Source organism: Leptospiraceae bacterium (assembly GCA_015075105.1).
Classification (GTDB): domain Bacteria; phylum Spirochaetota; class Leptospiria; order Leptospirales; family Leptospiraceae; genus JABWCC01.
This window is the reverse complement of record JABTUZ010000001.1, coordinates 993,470-1,012,698: the sequence shown is the minus strand read 5'-3', so window position 1 is coordinate 1,012,698 and position 19,229 is coordinate 993,470. Positions and strand designations below refer to the sequence as shown.

15 protein-coding genes are annotated in these 19,229 nt (G+C 38.3%); 1 reads left to right on the top strand and 14 read right to left on the bottom strand.

The genetic code is table 11. From position 1 onward, the window contains the following. Positions 1–23: 23 nt before the first annotated feature. From HS129_04980 to HS129_04940, 9 genes are all read right to left on the bottom strand, one after another. The gene (locus tag HS129_04980) at positions 24–1,787 is read right to left on the bottom strand and encodes a ParB N-terminal domain-containing protein (protein MBE7411409.1); all 1,764 of its coding nucleotides are present in this window, start codon (positions 1,785–1,787) and stop codon (positions 24–26) included. Positions 1,788–1,906: 119 nt separating this feature from the next. Further along, the gene (locus tag HS129_04975; GenBank protein MBE7411408.1) at positions 1,907–2,098 is read right to left on the bottom strand and encodes a hypothetical protein; all 192 of its coding nucleotides are present in this window, start codon (positions 2,096–2,098) and stop codon (positions 1,907–1,909) included. An 11-nt stretch (positions 2,099–2,109) separates the two neighbouring features. Further along, on the bottom strand, positions 2,110–4,959 hold the full coding sequence (locus tag HS129_04970; GenBank protein ID MBE7411407.1) for a zeta toxin family protein: 2,850 nt from the start codon (positions 4,957–4,959) through the stop codon (positions 2,110–2,112). Positions 4,960–5,044: 85 nt separating this feature from the next. Then, positions 5,045–6,589: a hypothetical protein gene (locus HS129_04965; protein MBE7411406.1), complete on the bottom strand. Its 1,545-nt coding sequence runs from the start codon at positions 6,587–6,589 to the stop codon at positions 5,045–5,047. Beyond that, positions 6,586–7,359: a hypothetical protein gene (locus HS129_04960; protein ID MBE7411405.1), complete on the bottom strand. Its 774-nt coding sequence runs from the start codon at positions 7,357–7,359 to the stop codon at positions 6,586–6,588. The genes HS129_04965 and HS129_04960 overlap by 4 nt, the downstream gene beginning before the upstream one ends. Then, positions 7,352–8,221 carry a hypothetical protein gene (locus tag HS129_04955; protein MBE7411404.1) on the bottom strand — a complete coding sequence of 290 codons (870 nt, stop codon included), beginning with the start codon at positions 8,219–8,221 and terminating at the stop codon, positions 7,352–7,354. Before HS129_04955 ends, HS129_04960 begins: the two co-directional genes overlap by 8 nt. Further along, positions 8,211–8,621, bottom strand: a complete 411-nt coding sequence (locus HS129_04950) for a hypothetical protein (GenBank protein MBE7411403.1) — start codon at positions 8,619–8,621, stop codon at positions 8,211–8,213. Before HS129_04950 ends, HS129_04955 begins: the two co-directional genes overlap by 11 nt. Continuing rightward, positions 8,614–8,904: a hypothetical protein gene (locus HS129_04945; GenBank protein MBE7411402.1), complete on the bottom strand. Its 291-nt coding sequence runs from the start codon at positions 8,902–8,904 to the stop codon at positions 8,614–8,616. The genes HS129_04950 and HS129_04945 overlap by 8 nt, the downstream gene beginning before the upstream one ends. Further along, on the bottom strand, positions 8,905–9,705 hold the full coding sequence (locus tag HS129_04940) for a hypothetical protein (GenBank protein MBE7411401.1): 801 nt from the start codon (positions 9,703–9,705) through the stop codon (positions 8,905–8,907). It lies immediately after the preceding gene. A 117-nt stretch (positions 9,706–9,822) separates the two neighbouring features. Between HS129_04940 and HS129_04935 the strand changes: the two genes are divergently transcribed. Further along, complete coding sequence (locus HS129_04935) at positions 9,823–10,158, top strand: hypothetical protein (protein ID MBE7411400.1); 336 nt, start codon at positions 9,823–9,825, stop codon at positions 10,156–10,158. A 125-nt stretch (positions 10,159–10,283) separates the two neighbouring features. Here HS129_04935 and HS129_04930 read toward each other — a convergent pair whose 3' ends face one another. From HS129_04930 to HS129_04910, 5 genes are all read right to left on the bottom strand, one after another. After that, on the bottom strand, positions 10,284–10,544 hold the full coding sequence (locus tag HS129_04930) for a hypothetical protein (GenBank protein MBE7411399.1): 261 nt from the start codon (positions 10,542–10,544) through the stop codon (positions 10,284–10,286). Continuing rightward, positions 10,541–11,131 carry a hypothetical protein gene (locus tag HS129_04925; protein MBE7411398.1) on the bottom strand — a complete coding sequence of 197 codons (591 nt, stop codon included), beginning with the start codon at positions 11,129–11,131 and terminating at the stop codon, positions 10,541–10,543. Before HS129_04925 ends, HS129_04930 begins: the two co-directional genes overlap by 4 nt. 11 nt (positions 11,132–11,142) lie before the next feature. Further along, positions 11,143–12,096 (bottom strand): hypothetical protein, encoded by a 954-nt coding sequence (locus HS129_04920; GenBank protein ID MBE7411397.1) that lies wholly within the window; start codon positions 12,094–12,096, stop codon positions 11,143–11,145. Next, on the bottom strand, positions 12,089–17,509 hold the full coding sequence (locus HS129_04915; protein MBE7411396.1) for a DEAD/DEAH box helicase family protein: 5,421 nt from the start codon (positions 17,507–17,509) through the stop codon (positions 12,089–12,091). The genes HS129_04920 and HS129_04915 overlap by 8 nt, the downstream gene beginning before the upstream one ends. A gap of 589 nt (positions 17,510–18,098) precedes the next feature. After that, entirely contained in the window at positions 18,099–19,223 is a 1,125-nt protein-coding gene (locus HS129_04910) for a hypothetical protein (protein MBE7411395.1), read from the bottom strand. Positions 19,224–19,229 lie beyond the last annotated feature (6 nt).

Sequence of the window (19,229 nt, the reverse complement as noted above, 5' to 3'; positions counted from 1 at the left end):
GAGCGGGGCTGTTCTAAAGAACATCATCGTATTCGCCCCCTGGTCTTATACATTGTTTTTACTGACAGAAGATTTTTCCCTGTCAAAACTTTCTCCACAATAATATATTGATTGTTGATTTTCTTTGTATAAATAAGTGCAGGTAAACCTGTTTTTTTATCAGATTCATCTAAAGTTATTGTATCAGGATGTGCAATGATTTCAGGAATTTTTTTAATATCATCTAATGTAACTGGGACATTCCCTCTTGGAATTTCTGTCTTTGCTCGACCGTGATCGTTTACAATCTTTCTAATTGTGTCATGATCTATTGAATGCCTAAATAATTCAATTTTGTCGTATGGGATTCCTATTCTGAATAAAATTTTAGATTCTTTTTGTGATATACCTTTAAAAATAAATCTTCCAAATCCGGTTTTTGAAGATAAAGCATCCTTTATAAACTGTTTAAAAGAAAATCTTTTATAAAATCTTTCCCATTTGCCATTTATCCATTTACGATATAAATATTTATGACCTGGTTTTTCTTCTCCATATCTTGCTTTCAGAAACTCACGAATAATGACAATTGCGTGCCGGGACTTAAACAATAATTCCGGTGTCATTGAGTCTGCCTGAATTTCCTGAAACTTTCTTTTTAAAGAATCCCTGAAAAGTGAGATTGAATTTAGAACTGCTGAAAGTTTTTCAAGCTCTGTTTCTAATGCAGACTCGCCCTTAGTTGCGATAATCGAAGCCGCGAGTTCTTTTGTTTTTTTCTCGTCAAGGTTTGTTATCGTGTCGCCCAGAAATTTCTGGATTGGATTTTGAATTTTCTTTAACAGGTTTTCGAATCCTGCCGTTGTCGCTTTGGCTACATCTTCGCCTCCGGAAAATTTCATTGCCTCTCTTTCAATTTCCGATCTACCTGACGAGTCCACATTGCCAAAAGAAAAAGTTTGTGATTTCAAGGTAGAAATATACAGACGTACTTGTGATGGAGTGATACCTTTTGATTTATTCTGGTTGTACCATTGAAAAGCTTTTCTCTGAATTGTGCCGTTTGGAGACCCATCTTCGTTCAATCCATTCTTTGCAATTACAATTGCCAATGACTCTGACAAAGAATCTCTTTTCTCCTTTGACCCGTCATTTGTTTCGTCCTTTTTCCGAATGTTATATTTTGCGTCTGACCTGAGTAATTCTTTCAATTCAGGGATAAGGTTGTTTAAAGCAATCGTCCCTTTTACATATTCCTGGGATTCTCCGGTTCTTTCTGATATTTCCTGGACTGTTTTTCCCTGGTCGATAAGCTGGGAATATGCCTTAGCGTCATCGAGACGCTCGACCTCACGTCGATTCTTATTCGACGAAACCTGAGCCAATAAACGATCTGCCTCCGAGTCGTATTTTTCTTCGACAACCGGGATAGGAGTATTTTCAGAAAGGTGCCCTTCTTGAATAAGTTGTTTTACCGCTTCAAATCTATGGTGTCCGTCAACTACACGATATTCTCCACTCTCATCTTTATCGACCTTTAGAGGCTCTGAAACATCGTACCCTTTCGCCAAAATAGATTGCTTTATTCCTGAGATTACTTTTTCGTTAAAATGCTTTTTATCAGTATATTGCTCTATTGTCTTAATTTGATTTGCAGGGATATTTTTTATTTTTTCGGAAAGGTTATTTTGCTTATTGTTTGATTCATTTTTTCCACGCTCTACATATTTGTCATGCGAAGCCTGACTATAAAAATACTTCCACCTGTCATTTGCCCACTCGCGTTTGTAATACTTCGCTCCGGACATTTGCTGTCCTTTGCGACCTTTCAAGAATTCCTGAATTACTTGAGAATGAGTCCATTCCATATAGAGAATGGACGGAAAGGATATTTTACTGTTTTGTCAAGAGTTTAAAATGTGTGAAGCTATTCGATTGGGATCATTTCAATCCCCTCGCGCTTTGATGGATCACAAATTTTTGGCTGGCTTTTTAAATTTTCATATTCTTTCAATTCTTCAGCATAGAATTTCCCGAAGTTTTCCTGTATCCTTCTCGTGATTTCTTCGGAAGTGGTAGCCTGTCTTGTTTTGATTTCTTTCTGAACATTTTCGCTCATATCAACCTTCCTTATTTACTCCATTTTATGTCATTCACATTCGCTTGTCCATCACTTTTCTTGTAAAGAATAGGAGGTATTTCATACGGTTTAATATTTGTAGAAACAACTATCGCTTCATCGCATTCGTGCGATACCGTCTTGAATGAATCCGGTATTTTCGGATATGCGTCTTTCATGTAGTTTTCTGGAATATATCGACCGGTTACCTCACTTCTTTCGATTGCTCTCGGCAGTGCCACTTCCAATGGACAATCAGCCATTACCAAATGTATTCTGTATCCTTGCTTTCTCAATTTGGCAATGTTGTTTAAGTAGGATTCTGGATTACTCCCAACAGCATCTATCACAAGATTTTTTCGGTCTTCCATTGCCTGTTCTCGAATGCTTTTTACAATGTAAGAACTTTCTTCGTGAGCCATTGCGGCGGCTTTCCTAATTCGATTTTTTACGCCTACACGATATTCAGGGAGCCTTTCCTTTATCTCGTCCGCATCCGCGAATACAAATTCCGTGCTATTAATCCCCATATTTTTCATAATCGAACTCTTACCTGAAGCAGGTCCGCCCATCAATAGAAGCGCAAAAGGTTGTTGATTTACGTTCACGGGCTCCACATGATCAAGACTTTTCCCTTTTATAAAATCATGTAACTTTTGTCTTTCCGGTTTAGGTTTCCCTCCTTTTTGTGGATCACCATCAAAATGTAATTCCCATGTCTCATTCGGTAGTCCATTCATAGAGTCTTCCCACATACCTGTCGGATTAGGCTTGAGTTCCGGCATTTTGTCCATTTTTACTTCTGCTTCAGCAATTTTCATCTTTGCTTTCAATTCTTTGGACTGAGATTTTTTTAATTCTCCGATAGCATCAATTACTCCAGTGGCTTGTTTATTAGGCAACTCACCATGTTTTAATGATTTCAAAGAATTGATTGCGTCTATTGCTATTTTCTGACCCGATTTAAAACCAGACGATGTATCTGAAAGCCCTTCTTTTTTTAAACCGCGCCCTTTTCGTAACAATTCTCCAATTTTATTTTGGAACTCTTTGAGCTTCTTATTTTTGTTTACAGAAAATTCTTTCCGCTCTTTATCTTTGCCAACTTTTCGTAAGGATTGAGGTAGAGATTTCTTTTTTAAATTGTATACCTTGGATTTTAATTCTCCAAGTTTTGAATCAAGATTCCATAGCTTATCGTAAGTTTTCTGTGGAAATCCTTTTGGTGTTTTCCCGAAATTTAATGTCCTTAGAGTATCGGCTAATCTTTTGATCTGAGATTCTTTTTTACTTCCATTGCCCGATTTTAGAGATTCGACGGCTTTTATTGCAGGGTTTGGATTTATAATATTCTGATTTGTTTTGACTTCTTTATGTTCTTTCCTCGCCTTGATTGAATCAATTGCCAATACTCGTTTTTTGTATTCTGGGAATTTATCTAGAAGCGATGGATATTCCCGCATGACTTTGACCGGGATTTTAGCATTGTTTTGCATTGCCTTCTCTACCGAAGCTCGATGTTCAGACCTGTCACCCCCTGTTTTTTTCGTATATTCTTCCAGATCGGCTTGGTGTGCGCCCTTTGTGTCGGATTCTCCGACCATTTGCCAAGCGCCCTCACGAACTTTTTTGTATTTATTCCCATCAGCCCAAGTTCTGATTTCTCCAACATTTCCTTTTTTCCCTTTTAAGAAAGGGATAGTCCCATCAGGTGAAATTTTTATCTCACGGTTTGATTTTGCAAATGCCAAATCTGCGGCTAAAAACAAAAATATGCTACCAGACGGTAACATAACTTTTAAATGCCCTTCCACTTTATCCAAAACTTTTGCCAAATGGCCCCGATTTACACGCCCGTCAATCGGTCTTTCAACTCTAACAATATCCCCAGGCTCAGCATTTTTAATGTCGAACATTTGAGCCCGTTTTTCGGGAGGAGTTTTTGCAATTCGTTCCCTGGCTTTCTTTTTTGCTTCTTCTTCAAATTCTTTCCATCGCCCTAATGCCTCTACTGCTTTTTTTTCATAGACGGCCTTTTGATCTATGTTTCCTGATTTCTCATCTTTTTTTTGTGTTGCCTGGGATGATGTATTTGAGCCGGAATTTTTTCCTTCAGATACGAGAACCCAACCAATTGCAGTTTTTCGATGTTTCGATCCATCAGACCATGTGTGAACCTCGCCTATTCCGGCAACCGACGATGATTTATGAAATAGTTCCTTTGCTTTTTTTGTAGTGTCGGATTTATTCAGCCAATCTTTGAATTGAGAAATTGTCATAGGGATTATTTCATCCAGCCCTTGCCATCCGGTATGATAGTTTTCAATGTATGCTTCTTCAGCGTCATTCTCTGAATTGTAGCCGATCATTGCTTTGTGTTCATCGAATCTTTCAGTTTCAGGATTGATTTGATTTACGACATAGACGATTTCGGATTTTGAATTAGGTCCGATAAAGCAATCAACATGGTCTCCATCACGACCAGTTGTACCTTTAATATATCCATAATGAGAGTGAAGTTTGCTTTTCCATTCCTTTCCGGTTTTATCTATTCCTGACCGAAATGATCCTTTAGGATTCTCAATTGTAATGTCTAACCCATGAATTTTTATGTGAGCTTTTTTGTAGTTCCCTGCTTCTTTTTGTCCCTGTGATGGTGTAAGATTTACGTCTAAGTGATTTATTTTTATCTTGGATTTCATCATTCTTGGGAGTTTTTTGAAAAAGTCTTTTAGCCTGATTTCAAGTTTGTTAAATTTCTCAGAGCCCCGTCTTTCCGTTGACATCCCGCCAGGCTTTTGTAATGCCCCTCCATTTGTAACGGTTGCTATATCTGTATTTCCTAAGTTTGCAGTCAGCATGTTCCAATCTCTTTTAGATAAATATAAAAAACCCCGGCTTTTACACCGGGGCATCCTCTATTTTCAGTTAATCTCAAGAAAATTCCTACGACAAGGTTGTCGGAAGGTTTTTGATGAGGTAGAATCTGAGTGGTTGAAGGACAGCAAGCCCGCCATACCATTCTACCATACCAGCAAGTTTTCTCTGATATACAGCGTTCGGAGTAAACTTGGTTTGTAGCATTGGCAATAACCTCAGCATGTGGTATGTCCTTTTTTGGTCAACCGCAGACCGAGAATTGAAATCGCCAACTACAGCTTCAGTGCATCCTGGAACCCATTCATTCAGGTCTTGGTATGCAGTTGTCGGAGTAGCAGATTTCAAAATTCTTTCAGTCAGATAAAACTTTCCGCTTCCAGGATAAGATTCTCTGAAAATTTGGAAATAGGTTGCGGCAGTTCCGGTTCCGGCAGGTGTTATTACAAGATTTATTGCCTTCCCTTTGCTCATAACGCCTGCAGTAATTACAGTTGTAGATTGAGCAGAACGTCCGGATTTATTGCAAGCCACAACGATATAGGACACTACCGCGTCCGCTCCGTTAGTATCTTTACAATCCTTGTCTCTCCATTTTGATCCTGAAATAGTTCCTCCGGTCACAGTCGCAGTAAGCGTTGGGGCATCCGGAGCATTTGGATTTGTCTTACCTGGTTGTTTTACATTATTTGCGTCCATGTAAGATGGGAGTTCCACCATGTGACGATTCATCCAAAGATCAGTTTTAAATTCCAATTTACCGTCTTTGAGAGGAGCCCCAATCAAATTAGGAATATTGTACCCAAGACTTGGGTTTGCCACGTTCATCACAAATTCTTTTGCGCCGATATAGTAGGCATCCAGTACGTTTTTAACGCCGTCATGTAACCATAACTCGTTGGCAAGACCAAATTTTGTCCTGATATTTACAACCAATTCTTTGAGTGAGCTGATTGCAGGAAAAGAACCTCCGGCATCATAAACCTGTCCATTAGAAACAAGTTCAGTTACAAATCCGTCAAATTCAAGTGGATTGATTGATTTGTTCCCATACCATGTCCCATATGCAAGGCTTCTCATAATTCTATTGATCGCGCCTTGAATCTGAATGGCTTCAGGATCATAATTCCCTGTATCAGAAACATTCAAAACTTTAGAAATTGCATAACCTTCCGCAAGAAATGAAACCGATTTTGCAATTCTTTTGATAATTACATCTTTGAATTCAGCATCATCAGATTCACCTACAAAAGAGAAGTCGCCGTTTCCACCCCAATCGAGAATTTGTCCATACACATTAAGAGTGGACTTTGTGTCTTTATTAAACATAGAATTCAAGAAATTGTACTCGTCCGAATCCTGTGCCAATAAGACCATAGTCTCATCCAAATTGTGCATAGAGAGTGCTTGACCGTTTTGTAATGCAGTTAAATCCGTAACTCCGGATGTATTTGCATTGAACGATTTTGCAAATTCTCTAACATCTTCCAAATTGCCGAATGTCGGAGCAATCGCCATAATCATTAGTGAGCCGTTTCCAAGCAGGAGACCTGCAAAAAAAAGCACGGCACTAATGATCCCCAGTGTTGTAAAAATTTTGTTTTTGTACCTCATTTGTTTCCTCCTTGAGACGATACATTTACCAAATACTTTTGTGCGTTTTCTGAAAGAACCCCGGAGCTTTCGTATCGTGTTACATCCGTTAGGTTTAGTTCTCTTGCTCGAACTCCTTGTCCAAGAATCGAAACAATCTCTGACCGACTTTTCTGAAAAGGAGTGATAGGAATATCGTCCGGTGTTTTTGCCGGAGTCTTTACATCGACTGGCTGACCGCTAAGTTTCGTTACCTGAGATTTCAAGAAATCAATCTCTCCTTTCAATGATGTAACTGATTCTCCAAGTTTTTTGTTTTCGATAATCAGAGCGGCAACCGCTTCATTTTGAGAGGCAACATCCTCCTTGTATGCAGTAACTGATTTCATAAATTTAGTCATTTCTTCTAACATCTCATGTTCTCCTTTGCTTTTTTTCATGTCTTCAGTTGGATTATCTTCCGTTTCCGGAGTTGGTGCTGGTTGGGTCTCGTCCTCTACTTTTGCAAGAGCGCTTGAGACAACATCCCAGATTTGAGCGCATTGCTCATCGGTTAAATTCTTGCTTGCACAAAATGCCTTGATCGACTCCTCAGTTACCTGAACTTCGTTTGATTCGAGTTTCTGCATGAGTTCGTCCAAAACAGTATCGTCGATGTCTGTTTGTGGTTTTTCGTCTGAAGGTGGGACCACTGGAGAAGTTTTATCAACCTTGTCCTCTGTCTTACTGTTTTCCGATTTGAAAAAATTTGTCATTTTATCCATTAAACCTTCTTTTTTATCTTTATCCATTGCTTTCGCCTCCATGTTCTATAATCATTTGTGTAGCCAGTCTTTTTGCATAATCCCGACCAAAACCATAATCACGGAAATGGTCATAATAAAATTCATAATCTAACGGTTGGTTTGGAAGAATTTTTTCCAATAGCTTGTTTGTAGCCCAGAGTTTGTATTCTAATGAGTTGATAATGAATTCAAAAATTCTCTGCTCTGCTTTCTCTGAAATATTCTCAATCGCGTTAACCGGAATTATCATAGAATCTGTTACTGGAACATCCGAATAATCTATATCAAATTCGTTTGCAATAGACGATTTCAACATTTTGATTTCAGTTTCATCGTTAATGGCTTCTCCGGCCGGGCAAATGGCAACGTGTGTAATTCTCGCACGGTCATAGGTTTTCTCACCATATTTTGCAACTGTTTCAGGTTTAGGTTTGTAAAAACCTCCGCCAGCGCTTGCCTCTAACCCCTCATAGCCAGCTTTAATCAATGGAACGTATGGAGAAATATAAGGGTTTTTGACATTCCATTTGCTCTCGCAATATAGATTTCCGGATTCTGTAAAGAATTTTCTCCCTGATGGGACTCCAATGATTGCCTCGTTACCGAGTTTTTCATTGTTTGCTTTTTCCTGAATTGATGACGACTTTTGAAATGGTAATAGGCGTGAGTAATGATTCCAATCAATGACTGCTTTTTTACTGGAATAATCCATGTCTGTTTTATTTAGCCATGCCTCTGATAAAACCATGTCGCCCTGCTCATCTCTCTTCGGAGTAGATACAAGCATAATTGTATTCAGGTAATCGCCATTTCGTTCAACCTCAACGATCGCCGAACTTTTGATAAATGGGATAAAATTAGGTTGCACTGATAGTCCTCCCAACTTTAATTTTTTTCGTTCCCTGGACTTTTATTTCAATTTGTGTTGGAGTAAATCCAAGAAGGTTTAACTCCTCTAATTCCATCCAAATTCCTGTGCCATTAAAACGGACCTGAATTTTTGCAGGGTCGCCTGAAGAAATTCCATTTACCGGATCAGCGTCAACATACGAACCTCGTATTAAAACTGCATTGATCCCTGTAAATTGAGATATATCGATTGCTACTGGCGTGACCTGTGTGTCTGAAACAGTATTGTCGATTATGAATCCGTCGTCCAACTCTCCATTTATGAACTGGTAGGAATGGACAGATTCAGGTAGAGGGATTTTTGCCCCGCTATCGAGAATTTTTTCTGTGAGAACTGAAACTCTTAGTTTATCAGACATTTCCCACTTCCATAAAATACCCACTCACCTCTAAAATTCCTGAAAATACTAAAATTTCTGCACTCCAGGGCGGATGAAGCAATGTATTTCCGCTTCCATTTCTGGTATATGATTCCCCTTTTGAATTAGTATAATTACACGACCAAGCACCTGAAGCTCGAACTTCCGTAATTAAGTAGAGCTTGTCTCTGTCATTCAGGACCAAAGCCCCACCAGAACCCTGAAGGGTGAAATTATTTTGAATTTCACCTCTCTCTTGGTCGTTTGGGTGGACAAATTTCATCTATTGAAGTACAGTTACTACTATTGTGTCAGTGGCCGCCCAGTCCGTACCGCCTGTATTATCCAACGTAAGCCGATTTCCGGAAATTGTTATAGTCCCATCCCATGCCTTAGCTACCCCCGGAGTTGCCGTTACAAAAACACGAACTTCTAATAACGTTGGGGTTGAATCAAAAAGAAAGTGCATATTTCCAAGTACTACCTCTTGAGCATTAGGGACACGTGCAATCGAATGTTCTGTTTTCTCGCCAGGATTTTTACCTCCAAAGCTGGTAGCTGAAGCAAAACCATTGTTTACTCCCGCAAGTGTTTCCGAACATGCTTTTGCATAAACGCCTGGAGTTTTCCATACAATTAAAATCTCATTTGCGGAAAGCCTGATTGCAGAAAATCCAAGACTTGTTAGCGAGTTGATTTTATCAACAATCACTGTTGACGCATTTGCAGGGGTATCATCTGCATGACCTGTTACTGCTATGTTTCCAGAAACTACTCCGTTGTTAGCCCTGTCATACTCGAAAACAGTGCCGTCAATGGTAACGGTTTCGGTATCGGCTACGTTTGACGCAAGCCTAAGAACGTTAATATCGCAAACTCCAAAGTCGTTTGTAATAAGCGTCATAGACAAACCATTCCAGAACCAGATTCTTTTTGTGTCTGTTTCATAAATAAAAAACGGGTCTTGCCCTGCTTTTAAACTAAGAGACTTTCTTTGGCTTGAAGTAATTTTTAAAGAATTCTTATCGAAATAACTTTGTGCAAACTGCACTGCGTTTTGTAGTGTTGCAAGAGGTGTATTCATTCACGTCTCCCTATAATCAGAAAAATCAGTTAAGGAAGGACGAACAACATCCTATCTATTTTATTGCAAGTTTTTTTTATTGACATAATATTTTTTTGTGCATTCTATCATAAAGAAGTGGAAATTTCGAATCCGTTACAGATAGAACCAATTGACAGCCATTTCAGCTATAATATTCCGCAAGTTGAATTTGTAATGATTCACGCAACAATAGACCGCTTGATTGAATTGTACCAATCCAATAAGATTATCATTACGCCAACTCAAATACGAACGCTGAGAAACATTAGACGAAAACCGACCTATCTGACAATTTCACACAAATCGTCTTTAGTTTCGATATTAAACGTAATCATATTAAGAAATCGTGGAAAGCGAAAGGGAGACCTATACAATGCGATGGCTTTCAAATCACAGGCAATCATTCCAAAGAGAAAAAAATCTCCAAGATAAAAAGAAATTTCTCAAAGCGTACAAAATGCTGGATACAGATTTCAAAAAAGCCGTAAAAATCTTAAATAAACTTGGCTGGACAGTCGAATGTTTTGATTTCGAAAATCATTAATGTAAATTTTCAATTAGGAGATTCTTTTTATTTCGCAAGCTCTTACTTTATTGATTCTTTTTTTAGTATCAAATTCTTCTTTAGTTGAAAAAGAAACATAAATCCCTTTTCTTATGTTTTTTTGATGGATTGTAGAATCCCGTCCAAAAAAGAAATAATCAGTGTTGTCTTGCTCGCACGTTATAAAGCCGTAACCGCCTTTTCTCCCTTGCTCTGCATTAAAATCATACGGGAAATATCTCTTTATCTTCCCTGTTAGAAAATCTTTACTCACTTTTTTCTCCTTTCATTTATTTTAGTAACTTTATTGGAATACACAAGGGTTTTGCAGGCATCAATTTCTCGTTCACTATTCAAAGCGAATATTGCACCAAGAAGATCATAATTTCTTTTGTAAAAAAACATTGCTACGCCATTGTACCAAGCTCCATATGAATAAACATTGATAATAGGTGGGTGATCCGATACTATATCTATTTTCAGAGAAGCAAATGATTGAATAAACTGAGAAATTGCAAAAAAAGGGGTATAGAAAAAAAATAACATTATTCCATACAAACAATACCCAACCCATTTGTTTTCAAACTCAATGAAATATAAAAAAATAACGAATCCGAAAAAAAGTAAAATCTTTAACAAAAACTGAATTGCAATTTTAGCCCCCATAAGCGTCAAATATGATGAAATTTTATTTCGATACCCACCCAGCCGGAAAAAAATCATCACCAATCTTTCGTGCCACCTACTCATGTTTTCATTGTAAGCGATTCTTATAGCGTTCAGTTTTTCAAAGTGGTTTTTTACAATAACCTCTCTTGCTCTTTTTTTCTGAAAATTTGTTGCCGAATATTTTTTTGTCATTTTTTCTCCTTTTATAGCATTGCCATTCTGATTGGATTGTACCGCGATATATGCTCTGCATACCATTGCTTCAATTTGTTTTCGAGTTCAAGTATTCTTGCTCCATACATGGCACTTGTAGCCGATTGAGTTGTAGAAATTGACTCCGATAATACGCCAACACCAATGGAGAACGATGCAACCCCAGCCGCTCTTCCATCACCGAACACAGACATGACTTTTACAGCAACAATCATCCCTATTACTTGCCTTAAATCAGCAGGCACACGGTCAGCGCAGTCATATCCTGCAATAAAATCTATGTAGTGAGTAGTTGGAAGTTTTGTTGCAGGATACCCACCAAAAACCCGATTCGACCTGATTGCTACATTTTTATTGTAGGAAAATCCAAGCCCTAAAGCTCCGACGTTTCTTAATTCAGATGTATCGTATTTGATTCTTACTCTACTTGTCATATCCATGACAACATTACTTGGCTCGCCGTTCTGATCCTGAGAAACCGGATTCACAAAATCCCAGTTGAGTAGCCTGTGCAATGGTCTGTGCCTGAGTTCAACATAAAAATTATTTCCCAAGTCCTGATTTTCATAATCGTGAGAATCATACCAAACTGCGTGAGGCTCAATATATCTTGGCAAATTCCCTTTTGGTCTGTAACGATAGACTTTCGGATAGATGTCATGTTGCAATTCTTGGGATAGTGCTTCTACTGTTTCATTTACCCATCCACGTAAATTTTCGTCAGTGATATAAGAACCGTCAACTGTGACAAGCCTACCATTCCCGTTCATCCATGAATACCGGATTTCATCAGGTGTTACGATTGATCCCCAACCGATTTCATTACCTGGCATTGGTAGAGACTGATCGCCTGGATTTCTGCCTACATACAGTCTTTCCAGTAGGTCTCGATTTGAAGACCTATCAGGATTATCGAATAGAAAGCCTTTTTTTATTTTAGCCATTTACTACCTGCTTAGATTTCAGAAAATTATAGATTGTAATTCTTGACCTGTTTAAAGAGTTCCATGATTTTTTCATTTCTCTAACTCCAAGCATATCCAGAACTTCGTTTACATGGTTCGTGACTATCTCATCAAGCGAATATTTTACTCTTTGAGCCTCTTTTTCTGCAAGTTCCTTTCTGAATTTTGCAATATACTCATCCTTCTTAGTTGTCTGCAATTCTCTTGACTCTTCGTGAAATTTATCAGCCTGTTTTTGAGATTTTTCTACAAATTTCTTTGCACTCTCAATTGAAGACAAAGATTTTCTTTCGAGTTGTTTCATCCGAATATCGAGTTTTACTTTTAATGCTGACATTTCTTTTTTGGTTTTGTCTATATTTCTTTTCTGCTCATCAAGAATTTCGTCATTACTATATCTTTGCCATGACCACGAAATATCTTTATCTGATTCTATATATTTATTATAGTCTTTTCTATATTCCTGATAATTTTCAGCTTCGATAAGATAATCTTTTAAATCTTCGTTTTTGCTATCTAAATCTTTTTCAACCTCTTCAATATCATCAAGAATCTCCTGGACTGCAAAAGCCTTTGACTGAGCTTCTTTTGCCTTGGCTCTGATTTTCCCACTTTCTTCCTGTAACACAAGTTTCGCTTTTCTTTCAGGGTCTTTTATGATTTCATATTTTAACTCATCAGGGTTTATATCAGATACGTCAATTGCAGATGATCCGGTATTTTTGAATATATCGTTAATCCGTGAAATTTTTTCCCCTTGCTTTTGGTAGAGTTTCGAGTCGATGGAGTCTTCCATAAGAGTATCTACCCACATAATATTTTTTAATTGGTTTCCGGGTCTGTGGTGTCGTCCTCGTTTTTGCACTTCAGTTGTTGGATTCCAATCAATCGAAGTATTGTAGGCAATCCCTGTGTATTTATTCAGAGAAACCCCCTCCTTGATTACATCCGTTCCCAAAATAATTTTACATTTTCCGTTAATACCATTAAAATCCTGAGTGATTTCAGTAAACCGTGACAACCCTTTTGCTTTCTTTGCAGGGTCTTTTGCAGGGGAAGTTTTAGTTTTAGTATCCATGATTTCAATTGCTTCGCTTGGGATTCCACTATTGACGAGATACTGCTTAACTTTCTGGATATAGTCTACTCCCTTGGGCATAAATATAATTTGTCCTGGAACTGGCTCGCCTGGTTTTAGATCCTGATGTTTTTTGTAGAGTTCTGCAATTGAGTTTGCCACAAATTTAATCTTTGGAGACCGCTCTACAAAATCAGAGTCGCCTAATTCGTTTAATCCCTTGAAATTTTTCCATACATCCGAATTCCCCTCTTTTACAAGCGCAGGTGAAATGTTCATCATTTGCTGAACGCCGATTGAAACGAGAGGAGCCGCGCCAGATGGCTTTCCGTCGGCACCTTTTGCGTCGTACATTTCTTCGAGTCTATTTCTCATTTTGGCTTGCTCTTCAGATAGTGGCAAAATGACCGCTTTCATTTTTAATTTTGGTCTTTCAACTCCATTATCATCACCCTGTTTAAAATCAAAATACTCTCTTATCAAGGACTGAAAAGCATGGCCGTTTTTGAAATTTCTTACGACCTGGCGTTGTTTAATCTCTCCGTTCCCTTCAATCGTATTTTCCCATGATGTTTCTACAAATGTAGCAATAAAGTCACGGATGTTATAAATACCCATATCCCTGAGTTTTTTTTTTGCTACGATTGAAAGTAGTGAATATACCTGCAAAGGATTATTCGTGAAAGGAGTAGCTGTTAATAATAGGACATTTCTATCCTGATTCGTTTTTAAAATATGCTGTGCCGCTAAATATAGTTTTATTCCCCTCGCCGATGGGCTACCTCCGGTAATTCCTCCAAATTCATTAGCTTTACCAACAGCTTCCTCTTCGTCCTTACTGAGTTTATCTTGACCTCCAAACTGGTCTTTAGTTTTAATATCCACAAAGATATTATTGAAATTGTGAGCCTCATCGACTGTAATCATGTCGAACCCAGACTCATCGAATTTCAGATTTTTTTCAGTTCCGATGATTCCGAGTCCTGTAAGGCTCTCTAATCCCTCCTTGTCCTTTGCAGTATCTCTTTTCCCTTTTTCCGAGTCTGGGTTTATAATCTGATCTTTTAGATCATTAGTTAATTCTCTAAATCTTTCGTCCGTAAAACCAAATCTTGAAAATGCGTCGTATGACATGATTGTGACAGTGCCGTCTTCAACTTGGAATTTTCCGTCACTACTGTTCAGACGTTCATTCAATTCTGGAGTTCCAACCATTTCTGATTTTACATTCGGGAAGCGTTCTTTAAATTCGAGACTCCATTTTTGCAAGACCGATGTAGGGACTACTATCAACGGTTTCTTGCATTTGCCTGTTTGTAAAGATGAAACATTTGCCATCATGCCAGTCCACGTTTTCCCAAGTCCTACTTCATGGGTAGCGCAACCAACTCCCTTTGTCATAAACTCACCGACATACTGCATTTGAATATCTCGTGGGTCCTGAGCTTTGCCTTTGTATTTCTTGTTCATCTCAGCAAGTGAAACAGGAATTCTTGTAGAATCCAATCGTGTTACTGAATTAAATTGATCGTTCCATTTTTCCTCGAGTTCTTTTTGGTCATCATCAGATAAGATTTCAGTTACGAATTGCCTGAAAAGTTTTTCAGCCTGAATTTTTCGTTCTTTTCGTCGTCTCTGATTTTCTTCAGCATCACGACCGGTCACCTTCTCCCCGTTCATGTACGCTTTAATATCCATAGCCCTGCAATCAGTTCCCTCGAAATATTCTCTCGGAAGACCTCCTTCGTAACGAGAAAATTTCACCCCAAAGCCATAATTATTATAAATTGGCTTTCCAATTACATATTCCAGAAATTTGTCTTTCAGCGATTGTCTGTCAGAAAAATTCATGGATTGAACAAATGGCTCCAATGGGGACAATACAAGTTTCGATACATCAATTTTTTTAGGCATTGCGGATTCTAATGCTTTTTTCTGCCTGTTGTATTGTTCTTCGCCGTATTTTTCAACTATTGAATCCTTAGATTTTTCAAGTGCAAATAGTTTGTCTTTTATGTTCCCTGATTGAAACGCATAGAGAGGCACAAAATCGAACTCACCATCACGATTTTCAATCAATGCCATTTTTTCCTTGTCGAATGGAAGATTTCTTATTATTCCGGTAGGGTCAATATTCCTAACAATTTCAATGTCTTTAGAATCGAAAGATTTGTTGAATTTTTCGTTGAATTCTTTCTGAGTGTATAGGTCTTCTGATGGGTTTTGATGAAATTCAGAAAGTTTTTTTTCTAATCGTGTAATTGCGGAAATTGCACTTTTCTCATAAAATTCCGCATTTTTTATCCATCCTTTAACCGTCATATTAGATTTTTTTTCAGAAACTTCTGTAAGCAATTGTTTAAATTTATTTATAGTTTCTTGTATTTTGTCTTTATTTTTAAGATCAAAACTTTCTGCTGATAATTTATTTATGTTTTCTTGAATATGAAGTGCAGGGCTTCTTTCCCCAGAAAAAATAACACTTATTGGGTTTGTATTTTTCTTGGCATTCTGATTCCCTTTGAGACCTTCTGAAATTGCGTCCTTAGTTTCCTGAGTTATAGGAGGTTTTGGAGCCGGAAGGGGTAACGATGAGAAATCTTCTACATCTCCGTTTATAAATGTTTCCTCTCTGCCAAATCGGTTGATTCGTTTTTCTTCCTTACCAATTACATGCTCAGGGTTTTCTTCAAAATACCGTCCGCTAAAAGCAAGCTTACTGTCCTTGTCAGTAGAAGAGTTTTTTCTTAGGACGATAACGTCCGTACCAATTTGAGTATTTCCGAAAGAACCCTCTGGCAATCTGTAAGCTTCCAACAGTTCGGCTTTTCCGAACACTTCTTTTTTCCATGCCTCTTCGCCTGAATTCAAAAAACTGGATGGGACGACATAAGATAAAATCCCACCTTCTTCAAGAGTATCAAGACCGCGAGAAATGAAATAATGTTCGTATCGTTTGAAGCCTTTTCCTTCGACTGCTTTATATTTTCCGGTCATTGTTCCATAGGGAGGGTTCCCGACTACAAGACCGTACTTCTTACCTGCATATTTTTTCCCGACTGACCGATTGCGTTTATCAATGAACATTGTCTCGAACGCATTATCAGAAACATTCGCCTCTGGGTGTAAAATTCTGGCTATTTGATATGCAGTGTTGTCATCGGGATTGTATTCCAGCATGTCCCATTTGTAATTTGTACCTTCCGCAAATCTTCCGATTCCCGCACTTGGCTCAAGCGCCTCTGCCCCTGGATTGACATATCTCGAAACTATTTCCTGCATTTTTGATATGACTTTTTTGGGTGTGAAAAACTGGTATAGCATCCCGCGTGTTGCGTCCATATCCGCATTGGTAGCCTGCCCGCCTGCCCCTTCATACTGTCTGAGAATTGATTTTTGGTCGTCTGTTATTCTGGATGGAGGGGTTGAAGCGAGAATTTCCTTGCATTTTTTATTGATTTCAGCCTGTTTTTTCTGAGACCATTTTTGTTTTACTTCACCGACTGCATTTATAGCCGCGTCCGCAATTTTTTCAGGAACAGATCGTTCATCTTTTTTGGCGTTTTGATTGCCAATCATGGATTCTGACAAATCTAATTCGCTTGGAACTATATTATTTGTGTTGACAAAATTCCACCATTGGTATAATTTCTTCTTTAGGGGAGAAAGCTTCCGGTCTCGGTCATCCGGGGTAGCGCTCCCCTCTTCTATTTTATCAGATTCAATAAAATCATTGTCATAAAAATAATTTCCATTATTATTCTCACGAATTATCAGACGTACATATTCTAATTTTCCATTTATTTCTACTTTCACTCCATAGTTATGAAATGCTTTGACATTATTCTTATTTTTTTCACTTAACTCGCTCCACAAATATATACCTTTTTCAATCAGATCAGGAAGCTGTGGAATAAGGCTCAAACCTCTCTTATCAGCACTGTGATGAAACATTTCCTTGAATCCCCTCATTGAGAAATGAATCACTTTCCCATCTTTTGTTACGGGGAGCCGATCTTTAATCTTTTCAAATTCTTTTCTTGTTACCTCTCGCCTATCTTTGTCGCTCAAACCATCTTTAATCCATTCAGTATTGATTATGGTAGGCTCTTGACTAAGTAATTCTTTTTTCTTTGACTCCTTATCCTCTGCTGTTTGGATTTTGTATTTTTTTTCGTTTTTCTTTACTCGTCCGTTGCTTCGAACATGTGACTCAAGTCCGATTCCAGTATCCCCGTGAACGACATTAGATTCTGAAGTGTCACTGGTTTTTTCTCCAGTTGACATAGATGTTCTAACTGATGTGTCAACCATTCCTGGCTGTATTCCTTGAGTGTCGGGAAGTCGCTCTCCTGTATCTCCTTGTATAGTTTGTCCGATAATTCCTTGTCCATTTGGTGTCTCCTTCTTTCCGTAAAGATTATAAAGTTTTCTGAATATTGAAGTTTTATACCCGCTTTCAGGTTTTGTTTCAACCTTTGCGACAACTGAAGCGGGTGAAATCCCTGTCTCATTTTTAACCGAGTTTATTTTTTCAGCAACATCTTTTATGGTCTTTTCTGAATTAAATTTAGCGTCGTATTTTTCCTTAAACTCAAAATATTTGGTGAAATGCTTAGTCCATTCCGGTAGCGTAATCCCGTCTTTCTTAATTTCATACTTTGAATACTCTTTTGAAGCGACTTTTTTTGTTTCATCTTTAGAAATTTTAAAAAAGTCTGCCAGTTTATCAAATATAGAAAAAGATTTTTTTTCAGGATGGTCTCTCTGATACTCTTCTTTAGTGTACTAGTATTTCCACTTGTCATTTCTCCATTCACGTTTATAATATTTTGATCCTGGTTTCTGGTCTCCTTGCGACTTTTATAAATTCCTGAATTATTTCTTGCGTGCCTTCCATTTCCTACTCCCAATAAGAATCATAACCAACTGAAAACAGTAAAGTTTCCGGTGTCGTTGCAGTTCCTTTGATAACTTTTGCTACAATCGCAATAAATTGTGAGGGATATACGACTATTGGAGTATCGAATTTAATATAAATTCGATCTCTTGCAGATTCTCCATCTACTGCACCGATAGGTAAATGCAGAAAACCTAATGGTATTTTTCTTGGAGCTTTTGTTGTACCTGTGGCAAAAGAAGCTGATTCAACCGTTGCAAGAGATACCGCAGTATGACCAACTGCCAATGCTATTGCAAACGTGAATGGAGTCGTTGCAACTTGCACAACCTGATTTACTAAATCGATCCGGACACCTCTTACATGTAAATTCCGTCCTGTGATGTTCAGCGTTGGAACTGGATTTTGGAACGACTGAATAATCAAATCAGTTCCACTTGTAGCCATTGCATTAGCCTTGAATAATCCACCAAGACCAGAACCAAGTGCGGCTGTCGTATTAGTTGCAGTCGCCGCTGTTGGTTCGGCAGTATTGGACCACTGAGCGTTTTGTCCTTGAGTCTGACCATTCTGCCCTTGATAGCCGGACAACCCTTTTCCTGATTGCATTGCCGGATACGATTTATTGTTTTGCAGATCTGCTAATGTTATTTGAATGTTTCCCATTTTCATCGAGGATGGAGTCCCTGAAACAACTCCAGTGTTAATCGACTGTGCAGAGAAATGGAGCGAACCGGAAATGAAAGGCTGTGAATTTTCGTCATTATCTATCGTTGAGCGTGCCATAATCGACACCTGAATGCCGGACGTATCCATGATTCCGCTTTGACCAGTGATAACAACTGAACCATTATCTGTTGGAGTCGCTCCGAAGTCGATAATTGCAATACCTGACTTGGAAGACGAACCTACCCAGTTACTATTCAGTATGCCACCGATAAGTTTGTATTCAACCCCTTCTGATTGAACGAAAACAGACATTCCTTCCCTTCGCCTGTCCGATGAAATTAAATCCCGTTCTGTAATATCCAAAACTTCACGATACCCTCCAAGCCCGTATTTACTATCGTGCGTAGGGTAGCTGTCCGTAGGACTCGCAGGGATTATTGGTGCGATTACTTTTGGCATTTGGAA